Source organism: Pseudomonas quebecensis (genome assembly GCF_026410085.1).
Taxonomy (GTDB): Bacteria; Pseudomonadota; Gammaproteobacteria; order Pseudomonadales; family Pseudomonadaceae; genus Aquipseudomonas; species Aquipseudomonas quebecensis.
This window is the reverse complement of the sequence record NZ_CP112866.1, coordinates 627,025-646,949: the sequence shown is the minus strand read 5'-3', so window position 1 is coordinate 646,949 and position 19,925 is coordinate 627,025. Positions and strand designations below refer to the sequence as shown.

Genomic DNA, 19,925 nt, shown 5'->3' with positions numbered 1-19,925 from the left:
AGATCAGCCGATAACTGAAAGGCCCTTGGTTCGGGCGCTCAGATTATCTCCTCATCAGGCTAATCACGGTTATTTGACCCGGCTCTTGCCGGGTCTTTTTTTGCCTGCCAAACCCGTATCAGCGCGCGATGATCAACGGATGCCCGCGTTCCGGATGCGGCTGAACCAGCACTTCAAGCCCAAACACCGCTTTAAGGGCCTCAGGCTGCAGCACCTGCACCGGCGTGCCCAGTGCATGAGGGCGCCCTTGCGCCAGCAGTAGAATCCTGTCGCAGTAACGTGCGGCCAGGTTCAGATCATGCAGGATCACCAGCACCGCCGCCCCTTGATCAGCAAAGGAGCGGACCGCTTGCAAAATGGTGTGTTGGTGCAAAGGGTCGAGCATCGATGTGGGCTCATCCAGCAGCAGGGTCTGCCCCGCTTCACCTGGCCATACCTGCGCCAATACGCGCGCCAGGTGCACACGCTGACGCTCACCGCCGGACAAGGCGAGGTAACTGCGCGCGCTTAAATGCCCGATATCGGCGGCTTGCAACGCCGCCTTGATAATCTCGTCGTCACGCGCCTTGCCCGTCTGATGAGGCAGGCGCCCCATGCCGACCACGTCCTGGACACGGAAAGCGAAGTCCAGCGTGGACACCTGCGGCAACACCGCCAGGCGTTGCGCACGCTGCGCCCCACTCCATGCGCCCAGTGCTTTCTGATCCAGCCACACTGCGCCCTGATCCGCCTGCAATTCACCCGACAACGCCCCCAGCAATGTGCTTTTACCAGCACGATTGGGACCCAGTACGCCGAGCACTTCACCCGGCAGCAGGTCGAGGGTGACGCCCTCCAGTACGGTTTTGCGATCACGGCGGATCTGCAAGGCTTCAACCCGCAACATCAGGCGCGTCCTCGTAACAGCAAGTAGAGAAAAAACGGCGCACCGATAAACGCAGTCACAATTCCAATCGGCAACTCAGCAGGTGCCAAGGCCAGCCGTGCGACCAGGTCGGCAAACAGTAATAAGCTTGCGCCCGCCAACACCGAAGCAGGTAACAGCACCCGATGATCGGGCCCGGCCAACAGCCGAACCAGGTGCGGCACCAGCAACCCGACAAAGCCAATCATGCCCGCCGCAGCCACCGCCGCGCCCACCCCCAAGGCAGTGCAGAACACCAACTCGCGTTTGAGACGTTCAACATCAATGCCCAAATGACCCGCTTCGGATTCGCCAAGCAGCAGCGCATTCAACGCCTTCGCCCGGCGCGGCAACCATAGCGCCACGCCGGCACTCACCAGCAGCAATGGCCACAGCCGCGAATAACTGGCGCCGTTCAGGCTGCCCAGGTTCCAGAACGTGAGCGTACGCAACGTCGCGTCATCCGCCAGGTAGGTAAACAACCCGACGGCCGAACCGGCGAGCGCAGTCAGAGCAATACCCGCCAGCAGCATGGTTGCTACATGGGTCTGACCATTGCGTCGCCCCAGGCGATAAACCAGCGCAGTCACCCCCAGCCCACCCAGAAACGCACACAGCGACAACAGGTAAGGGCCGAACACTTCCGGCAAACCGCCCAGCAACGTAGCACCGACGATGGCGACCGCCGCTCCCAGGGCCGCCCCGCTGGACACCCCGACCAATCCGGGGTCCGCCAACGGGTTGCGAAACAGCCCTTGCATCGCCACGCCAGACAGCGCCAACACTCCTCCGACCGCCAGGCCCAGCAGAGTGCGCGGCAGACGAATCTGCCCCAGAATCAGCTCAGCCTGCTCAAGCCCCTGGGCATCGAGCGGCACGCCCAGCAAGCGCAAAGCCGCACGCAGGGTGTCCCACAACGGCAGGCTCACCGGCCCCAATGCCAAAGACAGCCAGATCGCCAAGCCGCACAGCAGCGTCAAGCCGATAAACAAGGTGCGCGGTTTTACCAGAGTGCTCATCGGGCGGATTCAGTCGAGTCTGGATAAAACACCGCCGACAAGGCTTGCAGGCTGTGCGGCAGACGCGGCCCCAGCCCGCCGACCAGCAGGGTCGGGTCCAGCTCAAGCACTCGCCCACGCTTGGCCGCCGGTGTGGCCGCCAGAATCGGGTTTTCCTTGAACAACGCGGCACGCGCCGCATCACCGCCGAGCGCGCGATCCGCGAACACCAGGACATCCGGGCTCAACCCCGCCAGCGATTCCGCAGAAAACGGTTTGTAACCGGTGTGCGTCGCCAGATTCCGCCCACCCGCGTGCCGCAACACCCAATCCGCGACCGTGCCCCGACCGGCCACAAGCGGCTTGCCACCGGCATTGCCGACCAGCAACAACACGCCCGGCGCCTTGTGAGTGGCCTGCATCGTCGCAACGAGGGCTTCGTGCCGAACCAGCGCGTGTTCGTACTCACTGAACACCGCGTCAGCCTGGGCTTCGTTGCCGAGCAACTGACCCAAGTGACCGAGGTTGCTCTTCAACGTCTGCAAATCCGGCTGCGCCGAGAACAGCTCCACCTGCACACCTGCATTGCGCATCTGTGCCAGCGCCGCCGGCGGCCCCATTTCCTCTGTGCCTACAAGTAAGTGCGGGCGCAGGCTCAGAACTCCCTCGGCGGACAATTGCCGCTGGTAACCGATGCTTGGCAATGCCTTGAGCGTTGCGGGATGCTGGCTGGTAGTGTCCACACCGACCAGTTTCGGCTCGCCGCCCAACGCCACCACCCACTCCGACAACGCGCCACCGGCACTCACCCAGCGTTGCGGCAGTTCAGAGGCCAGCGCCCCGTGGTTGACCAGCAGTCCGACAACAAGCGCAATAGCGCTGGCACTCAGGCGCATAACAGGGTTTCCTTCCAGGGGCAGGGCTTTTGAGGCTTGTCCGAGGTGACAGACGGGTCCCGACTGGCATCGAACGTAGCACCCCGTCAGCCAACGGGCGAAGCCGGCATTTGATAATTGTTTGCATTTGAACGTCAAGGCACTTAAGGATTGAAATGAAGTTTCTCTGCTCCTCCGCCGCGCTCGCGCCCAACACCAGCCTCGGTTTCAATATCGACGGTTGCACGTTATTGGCCGTGCGCCGCGATGGCATCGCTTACTTCTATATCAACCGCTGCCCCCATCGCGGTGTCGCGCTGGAGTGGCAGCCGGACCAGTTTCTCGACGACAGCGCCAGCTTGATACGGTGTGCCACCCACGGCGCGTTGTTTCTGATCGAAACCGGTGAATGCATCGCCGGGCCGTGCGCCGGTAGAAGCCTGGTCGCCGTGCCCGGCCGCGAAGACGCCCATGGCCTTTGGGTGGATGCCTAGTCGAGCAACACGTCCAGGCGGCGCTCCACGCAAATCTCCTGCGCCGTGACGCGCACGCCATACGCCAGCACTTCCACCCCGGCGGCCTTGGCCTCGCGTAATGCCGCACCGTAGGCCGCATCGATTTCCACGGCCGGGCGCACTGCGTCGATCCCCGACAGATTGACGCAATACAATTGCACGGCCCGCACGCCATCCCGCGCCAGGTGCGCCAACTCCCGCAGATGCTTGGCCCCGCGCTGCGTCACCGCGTCGGGAAAAGCCGCCACTCTGGAATCATCAAACCCCAAGGTGACGCTTTTGACTTCCACGTAGGCCGCGCCGTGGGGATAGTCCAAACGGAAGTCGATACGGCTTTTCTCCTGACCATACGGGACTTCGCGCTTCAGAGCGGTAAAACCATCCAGCTCGATGATGACCCCGGCGCGCAACGCCTCCTCCACCAACTGATTGGCGCGCGCCGTGTTCACGCAAGCCAGGCGGCCCTGAGGCGTTTCAGCGATTTCCCAGGTGCCGGGCAGCTTGCGCTTGGGATCATCGGAGCGGCTGAACCAGACCTGCCCGCCTTCGACCATGCAATTGAGCATCGAGCCGGTGTTCGGGCAGTGAATCGTGAGTAACTCGCCGGTAACGGTTTCGATATCGGTAAGAAAACGCTTGTAACGACGAATCAAGCGGCCTTCTTCGAGGGGAGGATAAAAACGCATCAGCCTTGCCAACTCCGCAGACCACGGGCGATGCGTTGCACTGCTTCCTGCAGGCGCTCGGTGTTCTGCGTGTAGGCAAACCGTACGTGGTGGCTGGCCTGATAACGACCAAAATCCAGGCCGGGCGTAAATGCGACGTGCTCGGTTTCCAGGAAATGACGGCAGAATGCGAAGGCATCGCCGCCGAATGCGCTGATATCAGCGTACAAATAGAAGGCGCCTTCGGGCTCGACGGCAATACCGAAGCCCAACTCGCGCAATGCCGGCAGCAGGAAATCGCGACGGCGCCCGAATTCGGCGCGGCGCTCTTCCAGGATACTCAGCGTCTGCGGGGTAAAACACGCCAGCGCGGCATGCTGAGCCATGCTTGGCGCACTGATGTAGAGGTTTTGCGCCAACTTCTCCAGTTCACCCACCGCAGCGGATGGCGCCACCAGCCACCCCAAGCGCCAACCGGTCATGCCGAAATACTTCGAAAAACTATTCAGGACAAAGGCGTCATCATCGACCTCCAGCACACTGGCGGCGTCGGTGCCGTAAGTGAGGCCGTGGTAGATCTCGTCCACCACCAAATGGCCATCGCGCGCCTTGATCGCACTCGATAGCCCGGCCAGTTCGTCACGGGTCAGGATCGTGCCGGTCGGGTTAGCCGGCGATGCCACGAGGGCACCCACGCTGTCCTGGTCCCAGTGCTTGGCCACCAGGTCCGCCGTCAGTTGATAGCGCACGTCCGGGCCCACCGGTACCAGTTGCGCCGCGCCTTCCACCAACCGCAGAAAATGCCGGTTACACGGATAACCCGGGTCTGCCAGCAGCCAATGCTTGCCGGGGTCCACCAGCAAACTGCTGGCCAGCAGCAACGCACCCGAGCCACCGGGCGTGATCAGGATCCGCTCGGGATCGACACTTAAACCGTAGCGTTGCTGATAGAACCCACTGATGGCCTCGCGCAGTTCCGGCAGGCCACGGGCGGCGGTGTAGCGGGTTTTGCCGTTGGCCAACGCAGCCTGGCCGGCCCGAATGATCGGCTCGGCCGTGGTGAAATCCGGCTCGCCGATTTCCAGGTGGATCACATCATGGCCCGCCGCCTGCAGCTCGTTGGCGCGCGCCAGCAACGCCATGACATGAAAAGGTTCGATGGCGCGACTGCGCGCACTGTAGGGCTGGGCCATTAGCCTTCCTTAACGGTGAGGACAAAATCAGGATTCTACCGAACCCTCACGGTAAAACATGCTCTATTGCCTGCTCGGTCGTTCGAGATGAACCCGGCACGCGCCAGCAAAACGACTAAAATCAACATTCGAGGCGATCCATACCCAGCCACAGCGGGCTGCTGCAGTTTGCAACCCCTGGGCGGAGGGCTTCGACAACCGGGAGTGGCGCACCCTGAATCTATCTGGTAAGTTCGCCCGCTTGCAGCCGCAGGGCCGGCAGGTGTCGGTGACGTTGCAATCCTGCGCAATGGATTAGAAGAGTGAGAGGCGGTCTATTCATGTCCACCCAAGCAAAGCAACAGCAGCAGAGCCTCAGCGGCTTCACACCTTACGTCGAAACGAAGGGTGAGGAGTACATGGGCAAGCCCATGCGCCAGCACTTCACCAAGATCCTGCAAAAGTGGAAGCAGGACTTGATGCAGGAAGTCGACCGTACGGTTGACCATATGAAGGACGAAGCGGCCAACTTCCCTGACCCGGCCGACCGTGCCAGCCAGGAAGAGGAATTCGCCCTCGAGCTGCGTGCCCGTGATCGCGAACGTAAGCTGATCAAGAAGATCGATAAAACACTGCAACTGATCGAAGACGAAGAATACGGCTGGTGCGAATCCTGCGGCGTCGAGATCGGCATTCGTCGCCTGGAAGCCCGCCCAACCGCGGACCTGTGCGTAGATTGCAAAACCTTGGCCGAAATCAAGGAAAAACAGGTCGGCAAATAATCCTGCCGGGCTGAACGAATGGGGCGTGCTAACGCTCCATTTTTGTTTCTGGCGTTTGCCGATTTTCCAGTAGTATCCGGCCCATGACTGCCTCTACCTATATCGGGCGTTTCGCCCCCACGCCCAGCGGCCATCTGCATTTTGGTTCCCTGGTCGCCGCCCTCGCCTCCTACCTCGACGCCCGCGCCAACCATGGCCGCTGGCTGATGCGCATGGAAGACCTGGACCCGCCGCGCGAAGAACCCGGCGCCCAGACCGCGATTCTTCATGCACTGGAAAGCTATGGCTTTGAGTGGGACGGTGAACTGGTCCGACAAAGCGAGCGGCATGATGCCTACGCCAAAGTGCTGAACGACCTGTTCAACCATGGACTGGCCTATGCCTGCACCTGCTCGCGCAAACAACTGGAGCCTTATAACGGCATCTACCCCGGCTTGTGCCGTAACGCCGGCCACGACCTGCACGACGCGGCCATCCGTTTGCGCGTTCCCGAGCTGGAATACCACTTTACTGACCGAGTGCAGGGCAACTTCCGACAGCACTTGGGTCACGAGGTCGGCGACTTTGTTATTCGTCGGCGCGACGGCCTCTACGCCTACCAATTGGCCGTGGTGCTGGATGACGCCTGGCAAGGCGTGACCGACATCGTGCGCGGTGCCGACCTGCTCGACTCCACACCGCGCCAGCTGTACCTGCAGGAACTGCTGGGCCTGCGCCAACCGCGCTACTTGCACGTACCGCTGATCGTGCAGCCCGATGGCAACAAATTGGGCAAGTCCTACCGCTCGCCGCCGTTGACACCCGACCAGGCCACGCCGTTGCTGTTAAGAGCCCTGCGCGCCCTCGGGCAGCAACCGGGCAGCGAACTGCTCTACGCCAGCGCGCGCGAGTTGCTCGATTGGGGTATCCAGCACTGGGATGCCACGCGCATCCCGCGCACACTCACGTTGGCGGAAGCGCACTTGAGCTGAAGGCGCTTGCAGCTTGCCAGCCATCCGTTACCATCGCGGCAGTTTTTTACTCAGAGGCCAACATGTACATCTATCGATTGGTCCTGCTGCTGGTCGTCGGGATCTACCTGTTTTCCCCCGCCATCATGGATTGGTGGATCGACGCCACGGGCGCCTGGTATCGCCCCTATCTGCTGTGGCTGATCCTGATCGTCGTGACTTTCATCCTGCAGAGCCAAAAAGATGCCGATGAGCTTTAGCCTCACCCAGATGTTGCTGATCAGCGCCGCCTACCTGGCCGCGCTGTTCGGCGTCGCCTGGATCAGTGAGCGCGGAATGATTCCGCGGGCGATCATTCGCCATCCGTTGACCTACACCTTGTCCCTGGGGGTCTACGCCAGTGCCTGGGCCTTCTACGGCACGGTGGGGCTGGCGTATCAGTACGGCTACGGGTTTCTGTCCAGCTACCTCGGCGTGTCCGGCGCGTTCCTGCTGGCGCCGGTGCTGCTGTACCCCATATTGAAAATCACCCGCACGTATCAACTGTCGTCCCTGGCCGACCTGTTTGCGTTTCGCTTTCGCAGCACCTGGGCCGGCGCGCTGACCACGGTGTTCATGCTGATCGGTGTGCTGCCCTTGCTGGCCCTGCAGATCCAGGCAGTGGCCGACTCCATCAGCATCCTCACCCATGAGCCGGTACAGCATCGCGTGGCCCTGGCCTTTTGCGCGCTGATCACCCTGTTCACGATTTTCTTCGGTTCCCGTCACATCGCCACCCGCGAAAAACACGAAGGCCTGGTGTTTGCGATTGCCTTCGAATCGGTGATCAAGCTGATCGCTATCGGCGGTGTCGGCCTGTATGCGCTGTACGGCGTGTTCGATGGCCCGCAGCAATTGGAGCTGTGGCTGCTGCAGAACCAGACCGCCCTCGCCGCCCTGCACACGCCCTTGCAGGAAGGTCCGTGGCGTACGTTGCTGCTGGTGTTCTTCGCGTCGGCGATTGTGATGCCGCACATGTACCACATGACCTTTACCGAGAACCTCAACCCCCGCGCACTGGTCAGTGCCAGTTGGGGCCTGCCGCTGTTCCTGCTGCTGATGAGCCTGGCGGTGCCGCTGATCCTGTGGGCCGGTCTGAAACTGGGCGCCACCACCAACCCGGAATACTTCACCCTCGGCATCGGCATCGCCGCCAACAGCCCGGCCCTGGCGTTGCTGGCCTATGTCGGCGGTCTGTCGGCGGCCAGTGGTTTGATCATCGTCACCACCCTGGCGCTGTCGGGCATGGCCCTCAACCACCTGGTGCTGCCGCTGTACCAGCCGCCGGCGGAAGGCAATATCTACCGCTGGCTGAAATGGACGCGTCGCGCACTGATCGTCGCCATCATCATGGCCGGCTACGGTTTCTATTTGATGCTCGGCGCCGGGCAAGACCTGGCCAACCTGGGCATCGTGGCATTTGTCGCCACCTTACAATTCCTGCCGGGAGTGCTGTCAGTGCTGTACTGGCCGACGGCCAACCGGCGCGGCTTCATCGCCGGGCTGCTCGCGGGGATCCTGGTGTGGGTCGTGACCATGCTGCTGCCGTTGGTCGGCAACCTGCAGGGCTTCTACATTCCCTTGCTGAACATGATCTATGTACTCGACGACACCAGCTGGCACATGGCCGCAATTGCCTCGCTCGCCGCCAACGTCTTGATGTTTACGCTGATCTCGCTGTTCACTAACGCCAGCCCCGAGGAAACCAGCGCCGCCGAAGCCTGTGCGGTGGACAACGTGCGCCGCCCGCAACGCCGCGAATTGCACGCTGCCTCGCCCCAGGAATTCGCTACGCAACTGGCCAAACCCCTGGGTGCCAAAGCCGCGCAAAAAGAAGTCGAACAAGCGTTGCGCGATCTGTACCTGCCCTTCGACGAGCGCCGGCCCTACGCACTGCGCCGCCTGCGTGACCGCATCGAGGCCAACCTGTCCGGCCTGATGGGCCCCAGTGTGTCCCAGGACATGGTGGAAACGTTTCTGCCCTACAAGGCCGGGGGCGAAAACTACGTCACCGAAGACATCCATTTCATCGAGAGCCGCCTGGAGGATTACCACTCACGCCTCACCGGCCTGGCCGCCGAACTCGATGCACTGCGCCGTTACCACCGTCAGACCCTGCAGGAATTGCCCATGGGCGTCTGCTCCCTGGCCAAGGATCAGGAGATCCTGATGTGGAACAAAGCCATGGAAGAACTGACCGGCATCGCCGCGCAGCGCGTGGTGGGCTCGCGCCTGAATACGTTGGCCGAACCCTGGAAAGAACTGCTGCAGGGCTTTATCAACCTGCCGGATGAGCATTTGCATAAACAGCACCTGGCCCTCGACGGCCAGACCCGCTGGCTCAACCTGCACAAAGCCGCCATCGATGAGCCCCTGGCCCCCGGCAACAGCGGCCTGGTATTGCTGGTAGAAGACTTGACCGAAACCCAGATGCTCGAAGACAAACTGGTGCACTCCGAGCGCCTGGCCAGTATTGGTCGCCTGGCAGCGGGCGTCGCGCACGAGATCGGCAACCCGATCACCGGCATTGCCTGCCTGGCGCAGAACCTGCGCGAAGAACGCGAGGAAGACGGCGAAATCACCGAGATCAGCGGGCAGATCCTTGAGCAGACCAAGCGCGTTTCACGCATTGTGCAGTCGCTGATGAGTTTTGCTCACTCCGGCGCTCATCAGAATCAGGACGAAGCGGTGTGCCTGGCCGCGGTGGCACAGGATGCCATCGGGCTGCTGGCCTTGAACCGGCGCAATTTCGAAGTCCAATTCTTCAACCTGTGCGACCCGGATCATTGGGTCGACGGCGACTCACAACGCCTGGCCCAGGTACTGATCAACCTGTTGTCCAACGCCCGTGACGCCTCACCGCCCCACAGTGCGGTACGCGTCAAGAGCGAGGCTTTCGAGCACACGATCGACCTGATCGTGGAAGACGAAGGCAGCGGCATTCCACAGAACATCATGGACCGACTGTTCGAACCCTTTTTCACCACCAAGGATCCGGGTGAAGGCACCGGTCTGGGCCTTGCACTGGTCTATTCCATCGTTGAAGAGCATTATGGACAAATCACCATCGACAGCCCGGCTGACACCGAAAGCCAACGCGGCACCCGTATTCGGGTGACTTTGCCGCGTCATGTCGAAGCGACGTCCGCTGTGAACTGAGACCGTCGAGAGAATTGAATCAATGCCGCACATTTTGATCGTCGAAGACGAAACCATTATCCGCTCTGCCCTGCGTCGCCTGCTTGAACGTAATCAGTACCAGGTCAGCGAAGCCGGCTCGGTACAGGAAGCTCAGGAGCGCTTCAGCATTCCTACGTTCGACCTGATCGTCAGCGACCTGCGCCTGCCGGGCGCGCCTGGGACCGAGTTGATAAAACTCGGCCAGGGCACGCCGGTGCTGATCATGACCAGCTACGCCAGCCTGCGCTCGGCGGTGGACTCCATGAAGATGGGCGCGGTGGACTACATCGCCAAGCCTTTCGACCATGACGAAATGCTTCAGGCAGTGGCCCGCATCCTGCGCGACCGGCAGTCGGCCGGCAGCGTGCAGGCCGAACAACGCCCCGCCGGCAAAGCCACCAACGGTGCCGAAAAGCCCGGTGTGGACAACAGCAATGGCGAGATCGGCATTATCGGCTCATGCCCGCCGATGCAGGACCTGTACAGCAAGATCCGCAAAGTCGCGCCTACTGACTCCAATGTACTGATCCAGGGTGAGTCCGGGACCGGTAAGGAACTGGTAGCCCGCGCCCTGCACAACTTGTCCAAGCGCGCCAAGGCACCGATGATTTCGGTGAACTGCGCGGCGATCCCGGAATCGCTGATCGAATCCGAACTGTTCGGCCACGAAAAAGGCGCCTTCACGGGTGCGAGCGCTGGACGCGCCGGCCTGGTGGAGGCGGCGGACGGCGGCACGTTGTTCCTCGACGAAATCGGCGAACTGCCTTTGGAAGCCCAGGCGCGTTTGCTGCGTGTGCTGCAGGAAGGCGAAATTCGCCGGGTCGGTTCGGTGCAATCGCAGAAGGTCGATGTGCGTCTGATCGCCGCGACCCACCGCGACCTCAAGAGCCTGGCCAAGATTGGCCAGTTCCGTGAAGACTTGTACTACCGCCTGCACGTGATCGCCCTCAAACTCCCGGCGCTGCGTGAGCGCGGCGCCGACGTCAACGAAATCGCCAGTGCCTTCCTGCAACGCCAGAGTGCGCGCATCAACCGAACCGACCTGAAATTTGCTCCGGATGCCGAACAGGCTATTCGGCATTACTCATGGCCGGGTAATGTGCGCGAGCTGGAAAACGCCGTGGAGCGCGCGGTGATCCTATCGGAAAGCCCGGAAATCTCCGCCGAGCTGCTGGGCATCGATATCGAACTCAGTGACCTGGAAGACGATGAGTTTATCGGCCTTGCCCCACAGCAGGGCGCGGCCAGTAACACCAGCCATGAGCCGACGGAAGATCTGTCGCTGGAGGATTACTTCCAGCATTTCGTCCTGGAGCATCAGGACCATATGACCGAGACCGAGCTGGCGCGCAAATTAGGCGTAAGCCGCAAGTGCCTGTGGGAACGACGTCAGCGCCTGGGCATTCCGCGGCGCAAGACCGGCGTGGCCAGCGAAAGCTGAGGCGCGTACGCAGGTAACACCCAAGAATGTGAAAAAACTGTTACCGCAGACAATTCGCGTAACAAAAGCCGGGGCTTACGGTAACGAAGCCCCGGCTTTTTTTCGTCCGTCAAAAAGCCGAAACCACCTCAAACCCCCGGTTTTACTGGGCTTTGAAAAAGTTGGCACGCACCCTGCTATATGCTTAGTACAAAAACAATAACAAGCTTTGTACAAGACAATAAAAATAAGACGAATCGACTCACGCATAACAAAAACAACACGGCGGAGGCGCAGCTAACTGATTCTTTTGGAGAGGCGTTGCATTTGGGGCTTGCCCCGCAACCAGGCCGAGAACAACAAAAACTGCCTTAAGGCAGAGCCTGAACTGGTTGGATCGTAGATCAGCAACACAGCGACCAAAGCAATCCGTTTGCTCTTGACTCCCGATTGGGAGTGTCATGAAGGTGAAGCTTCATGGCGAGGGCGATCAACAAAAACAAGAAGCCCGACCAATAATAAAAATAGAGCACGCAACTACTTCTGGGGGAGCTTCGGCTCCCCTTGTAGTTTCCGCGATTTGACGTTCCAGAGCCTATGGCGCAATGCCTGTAGCTTGTTCCTACACCATCCCCTGACTAAATGCTAGAATCCCGGCCCATCATGCGGTCATTCTTCGTTATGGCCGAACATTCCTTCAAACAGTGCATCCCATGCTGAAGAAGTTGTTCCAGTCATTCCGTTCTCCCTTGCGTCGTACGCAACACAAACGCAGCACGCCTGAAGTGCTCAACAGCAGCCAGCATTCGTTGCAGCGCGCTCAATTCAGTCGTTATGCGGTGAATATCGTCGAACGTTTGCAGAACGCCGGCTACCAGGCTTACCTGGTAGGCGGTTGCGTACGCGACATGCTGCTCAATATCACGCCTAAAGATTTCGACGTGGCCACCAGCGCCACGCCCGAACAAGTGCGTGCCGAGTTTCGCAATGCGCGGATCATCGGTCGCCGGTTCAAGCTGGTGCATATCCACTTTGGCCGAGAAATCATCGAAGTCGCCACGTTCCGCGCAGGCCACCCGCAAAACGATGAAGAGGAAGACACTAACCAGTCTTCCCGCAACGAAAGCGGACGCATCCTGCGTGACAACGTATATGGCACTTTGGAAGAGGACGCGCAGCGCCGCGACTTCACCATCAACGCGTTGTATTACGACCCGGTCAGTGAGCGCATCCTCGACTACGCCAATGGCGTGCACGACATTCGCAACAACCTGATCCGCCTGATCGGCGACCCGACCCAGCGCTACCAGGAAGACCCGGTACGCATGCTGCGCGCCGTGCGCTTCGCCGCCAAGCTGAACTTCGGTATCGAAAAACACACCGCCGCGCCGATCCGCGACCTGGCGCCGATGCTGCGGGAAATCCCCTCGGCACGCCTGTTCGAGGAAGTCCTCAAGCTGTTCCTCTCAGGCTACGCCGCCGACACGTTCGAAATGCTTGTCGACCTGCAGCTGTTCGATCCGCTGTTCCCGGCCAGTGCCGAAGCGTTGGAATACAACCCGACTTACACCCACACGCTGATCAGTGAAGCGCTGATCAACACCGACCTGCGCATCAAACAAAACAAACCGGTGACCCCGGCCTTCCTGTTTGCCGCGCTGTTGTGGCCCGCCCTGCCTAAACGCGTGCTGCGCCTGCAGGAACGCGGTATGCCACCGATTCCGGCGATGCAGGAAGCCGCTCACGAATTGATCACCGAGCAGTGCCAGCGCATCGCCATCCCTAAACGTTTTACCCTGCCCATCCGCGAGATCTGGGACATGCAGGAACGCCTGCCGCGTCGCAGCGGCAAACGCGCCGATCTATTGCTGGAAAACCCACGCTTCCGCGCCGGCTACGACTTCCTCCTGCTGCGCGAAAGTGCCGGGGAGCAGACCGACGGCCTGGGCGAATGGTGGACCGACTATCAGGACGCCAACGACAGCGGGCGACGCGAGATGATCCGTGAGCTGGGCAGCAAAGGTGATGCCGCCGGCGAAGGACCGAAAAAACGGCGTCGCAGCGGCGCCAAGCGCAAACGCAGCGCCGCCGATGCTTCGGGCGCCGCAGGCGAATAAGCGTGGAACGTATCTACATCGGCATGGGCAGCAACCTGGCTGCCCCGGACCAGCAGCTGCACAGGGCAGTCCAAGCACTGGCCGGCCTGCCCGGCACTGCCCTCGCCGGCGTTTCCGCTTTCTATCAAAGCGATTCCCTGTTGCCCGGCCAACCGCGCTATACCAACGCGGTCGCGGCCTTGGACAGCGATCTGGCGCCACTGGACCTGCTCGATGCACTGCAAGCCATCGAGAATGACCAGGGTCGCGAACGCCTCGAGCGCTGGGGCCCTCGCACGCTCGACCTGGACATCCTGTTATTTGGCGATCGCCTGATCGACGAGCCGCGCCTGAAGGTGCCCCATTACCAGCTGCACCTGCGTCCGTTCGTGTTGTATCCATTGGCGGAACTGGCGCCTGCCGAGCTGCAATTGCCGGATGGCAGACGCCTCAGCGCCTTGCTGGAAGCCTGCCCGTTTGTCGGCCTGGAACGGCTCCCCGTTGCTGAATCGCGTCAGTAACAGCGGTAACACCGCCATCGTAACAATGCGGTAACACATCCAATTGACTTCCCGTGTCCTCCTCACGACTATAGGCGTCCTGCTGCCGCCAACCCGGCGCTAAAGGGCGCAATCCAGGCCTTATAAGCACTGCTATCAAGACGGTGCGCCTGTATAAACGAAGACTCACGCGCGTTACTCGCTGTTTCCAAGCGCCTGAACGAGGACCCTTTTCATGCCAGACATTACCCTGACCACCTTGCAGAGCCTCAAGCTCAAAGGTGAAAAAATCACCATGCTCACCTGCTACGACGCCACCTTCGCCCACGCCAGTTGCCAGGCCGGCGTCGAGGTGTTGCTGGTAGGTGATTCCCTGGGCATGGTTCTTCAAGGGAATGACAGCACACTGCCAGTCACCACGGATGAACTGGCGTACCACACCGCCAGCGTCAAGCGCGGGAACGACGGCGCGTTCATCATCGCCGACCTGCCGTTCATGAGTTACGCCACCCTGGAGCAAACGTTCGCGAATGCCGGCAAGCTGATGCAGGCCGGTGCGCACATGGTCAAGGTCGAAGGCGCCGTGTGGCTTGCCGACTCGATCCGCCTGCTGGCTGAGCGCGGCGTGCCAGTGTGTGCGCACATGGGCCTCACCCCGCAGTCGGTCAACCTGCTCGGCGGTTACAAAGTGCAAGGCCGCCAGGAAGCCCAGGCGCGGCAGATGCGCGCCGATGCCATCGCGCTGGAGCAAGCCGGCGCCGCGATGATTCTGCTCGAATGCGTGCCGAGCGAACTGGCGGCGGAAATCACCCAAGCGGTCAAAGTGCCTGTGATTGGAATCGGCGCAGGCTCCGCCACCGATGGCCAGGTGCTGGTATTGCACGACATGCTCGGGCTGTCGATCAGCGGCCGCGTACCCAAGTTCGTGAAGAACTTCATGGTCGGCCAGGACAGCATTCACGCCGCCTTGAGCGCCTACGTCGCCGAAGTCAAAGGCATGACCTTCCCGGGCGCCGAACACGGATTTTCTGCATGAACACCGTAAAAACCGTAAGAGAACTGCGCGCCGCCGTGGCCCATGCGCGCAAGGCCGGCAAGCGCATCGGCTTTGTGCCCACCATGGGCAACCTGCACAGCGGCCACGCCACGTTGGTGACCAAGGCTGCGCAGCAGGCCGACTTCGTCGTCGCCAGTATCTTCGTCAACCCACTGCAATTCGGTGCCGGCGAAGACCTGGACACATACCCGCGCACCCTGGCCGCCGACCAGGAAAAACTCCTGCAGGCCGGTTGCAACCTGCTGTTCGCCCCCACTGTTGAAGAGATGTACCCCGACGGCATGGCCGGCCAGACCCGCGTCAGCGTCCCGCAAGTGTCCGAAGGCCTGTGCGGCGCCAGTCGCCCCGGGCACTTCGAGGGCGTGGCCACGGTGGTCAGCAAGCTGTTCAACATGGTCCAGCCGGACATGGCCGTGTTCGGTCAGAAGGACTACCAGCAATTGGCCGTGATCCGCGCGATGGTGCGCGACCTGAATATGCCGATCCAGATCATCGGTGAACCGACGGTCCGCGCCGACGACGGTTTGGCGCTGTCGTCGCGCAACGGCTACCTGAGTGACGAACAACGTGCCATCGCACCAGTGCTGTACCGCAGCCTCAGCCAGATGGCCGCGGCGATCAGAGCCGGAGACCGCGATTTCGCCAGGCTGCGCGCCGAGCAGATCCAGCACATCGAAGCTGCCGGCCTGCGCCTGGATTACCTGGAAGTGCGCCAGGGCGTACACCTGCGCCCGGCCACGGCCGAAGACCGTGACGTGGTAATTCTGGTCGCGGCCTACCTGGGCACGACGCGCCTGATCGATAACCTGCACCTGACCCTCGACTGACCCCTCCCGACGCCCCGCCATTGCCCCGTCCGCTGTGCCGGTATAAAAAAGTACCGGCTACAGCACAGACAAAGCCAAGACATATGCACACGCGAGGTTTAATGTAATCGCCCTGCGCTATGGTTAGCGCTGTCTGGCACCCAGCCCTTGATAAAAGACTGGACGTTCCGGGCTTTGAAGTGTCCTAAAGGCAGTCCCCGTAATAAAAGGAAACCCGCAGCGATGGCGTACTACCGCACCCCTCATGACGTTACCGCTCTGCCCGCCTGGCAAGCGCTCACTCAACACCGCCAAGCCATGCAGGATTTCAGCATGCGCGAAGCATTCAATGCCGATCCCCAGCGTTTTTCCCAATTCACCTTGAGCAGCTGCGGGCTTTTCCTCGATTACTCGAAAAACCTGATCACCAGCGAAACCCGCGACCTGCTGGTAGCCCTGGCCAAGGAAGTCAACCTCAAGGACGCCATCGACGCGCTGTACGCCGGCGAACCGGTCAACTCCTCCGAAGGCCGCCCTGCCCTGCACACCGCGCTGCGCCGCCCGGTAGGCGACAAGTTGTCGGTCAATGGCGTGAACATCATGCCGGACGTGCACAAGGTGCTGAACCAGATCACCGACCTGGTCGGCCGCATCCACGACGGCCTGTGGCGTGGCTACACCGAAAAGCCGATCACCGACGTGGTGAACATCGGCATCGGTGGCTCGTTCCTAGGCCCGGAGCTGGTCTCCGAAGCCCTGCTGTCCTACGCCCACAAAGGCGTACGTTGCCACTACCTGGCAAACATCGACGGCAGTGAGTTCCACGAACTGACCATGAAGCTGCGCGCCGAGACCACGCTGTTTATCGTCTCGTCGAAATCCTTCAACACCCTGGAAACCTTGAAAAACGCCCAGGCCGCCCGCGCCTGGTACCTGGCCCAGGGTGGTTCGGAAGCTGAGCTGTACCGCCACTTCATTGCCGTATCGAGCAACAACGCGGCGGCCGTGGCCTTCGGCATCCGCGAAGAAAACATCTTCCCGATGTGGGACTGGGTCGGCGGTCGTTACTCGCTGTGGTCGGCCATTGGCTTGCCAATCGCCCTGGCCATCGGCATGTCCAACTTCAAGGAACTACTGTCCGGTGCCTACACCATGGACCAGCACTTCCAGAATGCGCCGTTCGAGGCCAACATGCCGGTGCTGCTGGGCCTGCTGGGCGTGTGGTACGGCAACTTCTGGGGCGCGCAGAGCCATGCGATCCTGCCGTACGACCACTACCTGCGTAACATCACCAAGCACTTGCAGCAGTTGGACATGGAATCCAACGGCAAGAGCGTGCGCCAGGACGGTACGCCAGTGGCTACCGACACCGGCCCGGTCATCTGGGGCGGCGTGGGCTGCAACGGTCAGCATGCGTACCACCAGTTGCTGCATCAAGGGACCCAACTGATCCCGGCCGACTTTATCGTGCCGATCGTCAGCTTCAATCCTGTATCCGACCACCATCAGTGGCTGTACGCCAACTGCCTGTCCCAGAGCCAGGCGCTGATGTTGGGTAAAACCCGCAGTGAAGCCGAAGCCGAGTTGAGGGACAAAGGCATCGCCGAAGACGACGTGCAGAAGCTGGCGCCGCACAAAGTGATCCCCGGCAACCGTCCGAGCAACACCCTGGTGGTCGAGCGTATCAGCCCGCGGCGCCTGGGTGCTCTGGTCGCCATGTATGAACACAAGGTGTTCGTACAAAGCGTGATCTGGGGGATCAACGCCTTCGACCAATGGGGTGTGGAACTGGGCAAAGAACTGGGCAAAGGCGTGTACAACCGCCTGACCGGCGCCGAAGAAACCTCGGCCGAGGATGCTTCGACGCAGGGCTTGATCAACTACTTCCGCGGCCGTCACCGCGGCTGATAGCAGTGCCTGCCGGGCCAACGTCGTTTGGACGTTGGCCTTGCCCCCTCCCCGCACTGGGTGCATCTTTATGCCTTGTCCCGACAACAAGAATAAGGACCGCTCATGTTCGATATCAGCACGTTTCCCGCCGCCGATGCCGTCCGCGGGGCTGCGCAACTCAGTCAAAAGGACTATCAGCGCCTGTACCGCCAATCCATCGAGCAACCCGATAGCTTTTGGGCCGAACAGGCCAGCGCTTTTCTCGACTGGATAACCCCATGGCATACCGTCCAACAGTCAGACATCACTACCGGCGCCGCCCAATGGTTTGCCGGCGGCCAGTTGAACGTCAGCTATAACTGCATTGATCGCCATCTGGCAAAACGCGCCGATCAGCCGGCCTTTATCTGGGAGGGCGACGATCCGACAAACTCCAGCACAATCACCTACCGCCAACTGCACCAGAACGTTTGCCGCCTGGCCAACGTACTGAAAAGCCGTGGCGTGAAAAAAGGTGACCGGGTGTGCATCTACATGCCCATGATTCCCGAGGCCGCCTACGCCATGCTCGCCTGCACGCGCATCGGTGCGGTGCACTCGGTCGTGTTCGGTGGATTCTCGCCGGACGCCCTGCGTGACCGCATCCTGGATGCCGATTGCCGCACCGTGATCACCGCCGACGAGGGCGTGCGCGGCGGCAAGCCGGTGGCACTGAAAAACAATGTCGACAAAGCCCTGGCCAGTTGCCCGGATGTCAGCACCGTGCTGGTGGTGGAACGCACCGGGGCGGCCGTGAACTGGAGCGATGGTCGCGACCTGAAATATCAACAAACCCTGGCCGCCGCCAACGATGATTGCCCACCCGAGCCGATGGATGCCGAAGACCCGCTGTTCATCCTGTATACCTCCGGCAGCACCGGCAAACCCAAAGGCGTGCTGCACACCACTGGTGGCTACCTGCTGCAGGCGGCAATGACCTTCAAGTACGTGCTCGACTACCGCGACGGCGAAGTCTTCTGGTGCACCGCCGATGTCGGCTGGGTCACCGGCCACAGTTACATCGTGTATGGGCCGCTGGCCAACGGTGCCACCTCGCTGATGTTCGAAGGCGTGCCCAGTTACCCCGACAGCTCACGCTTCTGGCAAGTGATCGATAAGCATCAGGTCAATATCTTCTACACCGCGCCCACCGCGTTGCGCGCCTTGATGCGTGAAGGCCACGGCCCCTTGGAAAGCACCTCGCGCGCCAGCCTGCGGCTGCTGGGCAGCGTAGGCGAGCCGATCAACCCGGAAGCCTGGGACTGGTACTTCAACGCCGTGGGCGAACAACGCTGCCCGATTGTCGATACCTGGTGGCAGACCGAAACCGGCGGCATCATGCTCAGCCCGTTGGTCAGCGCCCAGCGCATCAAACCCGGCTGCGCTGCCCAGCCGATGTTTGGCGTGCAGCCGGTGCTGCTGGACGAACAAGGCAACGTCATTACCGGCCCAGGCAGCGGTGTGCTGGCAATCAAAGCCAGCTGGCCGGGGCAGATCCGCAGCGTATACGGCGATCCGCAGCGCATGGTCGACACCTATTTCAAACCCTATCCCGGCTACTACTTCACCGGTGACGGGGCACGACGCGATGAGGACGGCGATTACTGGATCACCGGGCGCATCGATGATGTGATCAACGTCTCCGGGCACCGTATCGGCACTGCCGAGGTGGAAAGCGCACTGGTCCTGCACGATCAAGTGGCCGAAGCCGCCGTGGTGGGCTACCCCCATGATGTGAAGGGCCAGGGTATCTATGCGTTTGTCACGCCCATGAACGGTGTGGAGCCCAGCGAGGCGCTGAAACAACACCTGTTGGAATTGGTCAGCCGGGAAATCGGCAGTTTCGCCAAACCGGAGCTGATTCAATGGGCACCGGCCCTGCCGAAAACCCGGTCCGGCAAGATCATGCGCAGAATTCTGCGCAAAATCGCCTGTAACGAACTGGACAGCCTCGGCGACACCTCAACCCTGGCCGATCCGAGCGTAGTGGATGGCCTGATCGACAAACGCCTGAACCGATAGGAAGCCTCAAGTCGT

At 61.3% G+C, this 19,925-nt stretch carries 17 protein-coding genes; 12 read left to right on the top strand and 5 right to left on the bottom strand.

Features of this window, described 5'->3' with window-relative positions; genetic code table 11:
- Positions 1-118 precede the first annotated feature (118 nt).
- From OSC50_RS03085 to OSC50_RS03075, 3 genes are read right to left on the bottom strand one after another with little or no spacing between them, the layout of a single operon-like run.
- Positions 119-868: a heme ABC transporter ATP-binding protein gene (locus tag OSC50_RS03085; protein ID WP_434085307.1), complete on the bottom strand. Its 750-nt coding sequence runs from the start codon at positions 866-868 to the stop codon at positions 119-121.
- 17 nt (positions 869-885) lie between these two features.
- Positions 886-1,923, bottom strand: a complete 1,038-nt coding sequence (locus OSC50_RS03080) for a FecCD family ABC transporter permease (RefSeq protein ID WP_266246797.1) — start codon at positions 1,921-1,923, stop codon at positions 886-888.
- Complete coding sequence (locus tag OSC50_RS03075; RefSeq protein WP_266246799.1) at positions 1,920-2,798, bottom strand: heme/hemin ABC transporter substrate-binding protein; 879 nt, start codon at positions 2,796-2,798, stop codon at positions 1,920-1,922. Before OSC50_RS03075 ends, OSC50_RS03080 begins: the two co-directional genes overlap by 4 nt.
- 155 nt (positions 2,799-2,953) lie before the next feature.
- Here OSC50_RS03075 and OSC50_RS03070 point away from each other — a divergent pair, with 155 nt between their 5' ends.
- Positions 2,954-3,271: a Rieske (2Fe-2S) protein gene (locus tag OSC50_RS03070; RefSeq protein WP_181079996.1), complete on the top strand. Its 318-nt coding sequence runs from the start codon at positions 2,954-2,956 to the stop codon at positions 3,269-3,271.
- Here OSC50_RS03070 and sfsA read toward each other — a convergent pair.
- Complete coding sequence (gene sfsA, locus OSC50_RS03065) at positions 3,268-3,978, bottom strand: DNA/RNA nuclease SfsA (protein WP_181079997.1); 711 nt, start codon at positions 3,976-3,978, stop codon at positions 3,268-3,270. The two genes, OSC50_RS03070 and sfsA, sit on opposite strands and share 4 nt — an antisense overlap.
- The gene (locus tag OSC50_RS03060) at positions 3,978-5,150 is read right to left on the bottom strand and encodes a pyridoxal phosphate-dependent aminotransferase (RefSeq protein WP_181079998.1); all 1,173 of its coding nucleotides are present in this window, start codon (positions 5,148-5,150) and stop codon (positions 3,978-3,980) included. The genes sfsA and OSC50_RS03060 overlap by 1 nt, the downstream gene beginning before the upstream one ends.
- Positions 5,151-5,470: 320 nt before the next feature.
- On the opposite strand from OSC50_RS03060, the gene dksA reads away from it, so the two are divergent.
- From dksA to acs, 11 genes are all read left to right on the top strand, one after another.
- Positions 5,471-5,911 (top strand): RNA polymerase-binding protein DksA, encoded by a 441-nt coding sequence (gene dksA / locus OSC50_RS03055; RefSeq protein WP_034100675.1) that lies wholly within the window; start codon positions 5,471-5,473, stop codon positions 5,909-5,911.
- Positions 5,912-5,994: 83 nt separating this feature from the next.
- Positions 5,995-6,882 (top strand): tRNA glutamyl-Q(34) synthetase GluQRS, encoded by an 888-nt coding sequence (gene gluQRS, locus OSC50_RS03050; protein WP_266246804.1) that lies wholly within the window; start codon positions 5,995-5,997, stop codon positions 6,880-6,882.
- Positions 6,883-6,944: 62 nt separating this feature from the next.
- Entirely contained in the window at positions 6,945-7,121 is a 177-nt protein-coding gene (locus tag OSC50_RS03045; RefSeq protein WP_003176118.1) for a hypothetical protein, read from the top strand.
- Complete coding sequence (locus tag OSC50_RS03040) at positions 7,105-10,059, top strand: sensor histidine kinase (protein WP_181080000.1); 2,955 nt, start codon at positions 7,105-7,107, stop codon at positions 10,057-10,059. Before OSC50_RS03045 ends, OSC50_RS03040 begins: the two co-directional genes overlap by 17 nt.
- A 22-nt stretch (positions 10,060-10,081) precedes the next feature.
- Positions 10,082-11,521 (top strand): sigma-54-dependent transcriptional regulator, encoded by a 1,440-nt coding sequence (locus tag OSC50_RS03035; RefSeq protein ID WP_181080001.1) that lies wholly within the window; start codon positions 10,082-10,084, stop codon positions 11,519-11,521.
- A 692-nt stretch (positions 11,522-12,213) separates the two neighbouring features.
- A complete protein-coding gene (locus OSC50_RS03030) occupies positions 12,214-13,617 on the top strand; it encodes a polynucleotide adenylyltransferase PcnB (RefSeq protein WP_181080002.1) in 1,404 nt (467 codons plus the stop codon).
- Between the two features lie 2 nt (positions 13,618-13,619).
- Positions 13,620-14,117 carry a 2-amino-4-hydroxy-6-hydroxymethyldihydropteridine diphosphokinase gene (gene folK, locus OSC50_RS03025; protein WP_181080003.1) on the top strand — a complete coding sequence of 166 codons (498 nt, stop codon included), beginning with the start codon at positions 13,620-13,622 and terminating at the stop codon, positions 14,115-14,117.
- A 214-nt stretch (positions 14,118-14,331) separates the two neighbouring features.
- Complete coding sequence (panB, locus tag OSC50_RS03020; RefSeq protein ID WP_181080004.1) at positions 14,332-15,132, top strand: 3-methyl-2-oxobutanoate hydroxymethyltransferase; 801 nt, start codon at positions 14,332-14,334, stop codon at positions 15,130-15,132.
- A complete protein-coding gene (gene panC / locus OSC50_RS03015) occupies positions 15,129-15,980 on the top strand; it encodes a pantoate--beta-alanine ligase (protein WP_181080005.1) in 852 nt (283 codons plus the stop codon). The genes panB and panC overlap by 4 nt, the downstream gene beginning before the upstream one ends.
- Before the next feature lie 222 nt (positions 15,981-16,202).
- Complete coding sequence (pgi, locus tag OSC50_RS03010; protein ID WP_181080006.1) at positions 16,203-17,867, top strand: glucose-6-phosphate isomerase; 1,665 nt, start codon at positions 16,203-16,205, stop codon at positions 17,865-17,867.
- Positions 17,868-17,972: 105 nt separating this feature from the next.
- Positions 17,973-19,910, top strand: coding sequence for an acetate--CoA ligase (gene acs / locus OSC50_RS03005; RefSeq protein WP_266246810.1), 1,938 nt, complete (start codon positions 17,973-17,975; stop codon positions 19,908-19,910).
- Positions 19,911-19,925: the final 15 nt, after the last annotated feature.

Excerpts from the sequence above, each read along its gene's own strand:
- OSC50_RS03035 (WP_181080001.1), top strand. The coding sequence starts at position 10,082 with ATGCCGCACATTTTGATCGTCGAAGACGAAACCATTATCCGCTCTGCC.
- OSC50_RS03070 (WP_181079996.1), top strand. The coding sequence starts at position 2,954 with ATGAAGTTTCTCTGCTCCTCCGCCGCGCTCGCGCCCAACACCAGCCTC.
- OSC50_RS03045 (WP_003176118.1), top strand. The coding sequence starts at position 6,945 with ATGTACATCTATCGATTGGTCCTGCTGCTGGTCGTCGGGATCTACCTG.
- OSC50_RS03040 (WP_181080000.1), top strand. The coding sequence starts at position 7,105 with ATGCCGATGAGCTTTAGCCTCACCCAGATGTTGCTGATCAGCGCCGCC.
- OSC50_RS03030 (WP_181080002.1), top strand. The coding sequence starts at position 12,214 with ATGCTGAAGAAGTTGTTCCAGTCATTCCGTTCTCCCTTGCGTCGTACG.
- pgi (WP_181080006.1), top strand. The coding sequence starts at position 16,203 with ATGGCGTACTACCGCACCCCTCATGACGTTACCGCTCTGCCCGCCTGG.
- sfsA (WP_181079997.1), bottom strand. The coding sequence starts at position 3,978 with ATGCGTTTTTATCCTCCCCTCGAAGAAGGCCGCTTGATTCGTCGTTAC.
- OSC50_RS03060 (WP_181079998.1), bottom strand. The coding sequence starts at position 5,150 with ATGGCCCAGCCCTACAGTGCGCGCAGTCGCGCCATCGAACCTTTTCAT.
- OSC50_RS03080 (WP_266246797.1), bottom strand. The coding sequence starts at position 1,923 with ATGAGCACTCTGGTAAAACCGCGCACCTTGTTTATCGGCTTGACGCTG.
- gluQRS (WP_266246804.1), top strand. The coding sequence starts at position 5,995 with ATGACTGCCTCTACCTATATCGGGCGTTTCGCCCCCACGCCCAGCGGC.
- acs (WP_266246810.1), top strand. The coding sequence starts at position 17,973 with ATGTTCGATATCAGCACGTTTCCCGCCGCCGATGCCGTCCGCGGGGCT.
- panC (WP_181080005.1), top strand. The coding sequence starts at position 15,129 with ATGAACACCGTAAAAACCGTAAGAGAACTGCGCGCCGCCGTGGCCCAT.
- OSC50_RS03075 (WP_266246799.1), bottom strand. The coding sequence starts at position 2,798 with ATGCGCCTGAGTGCCAGCGCTATTGCGCTTGTTGTCGGACTGCTGGTC.
- panB (WP_181080004.1), top strand. The coding sequence starts at position 14,332 with ATGCCAGACATTACCCTGACCACCTTGCAGAGCCTCAAGCTCAAAGGT.
- dksA (WP_034100675.1), top strand. The coding sequence starts at position 5,471 with ATGTCCACCCAAGCAAAGCAACAGCAGCAGAGCCTCAGCGGCTTCACA.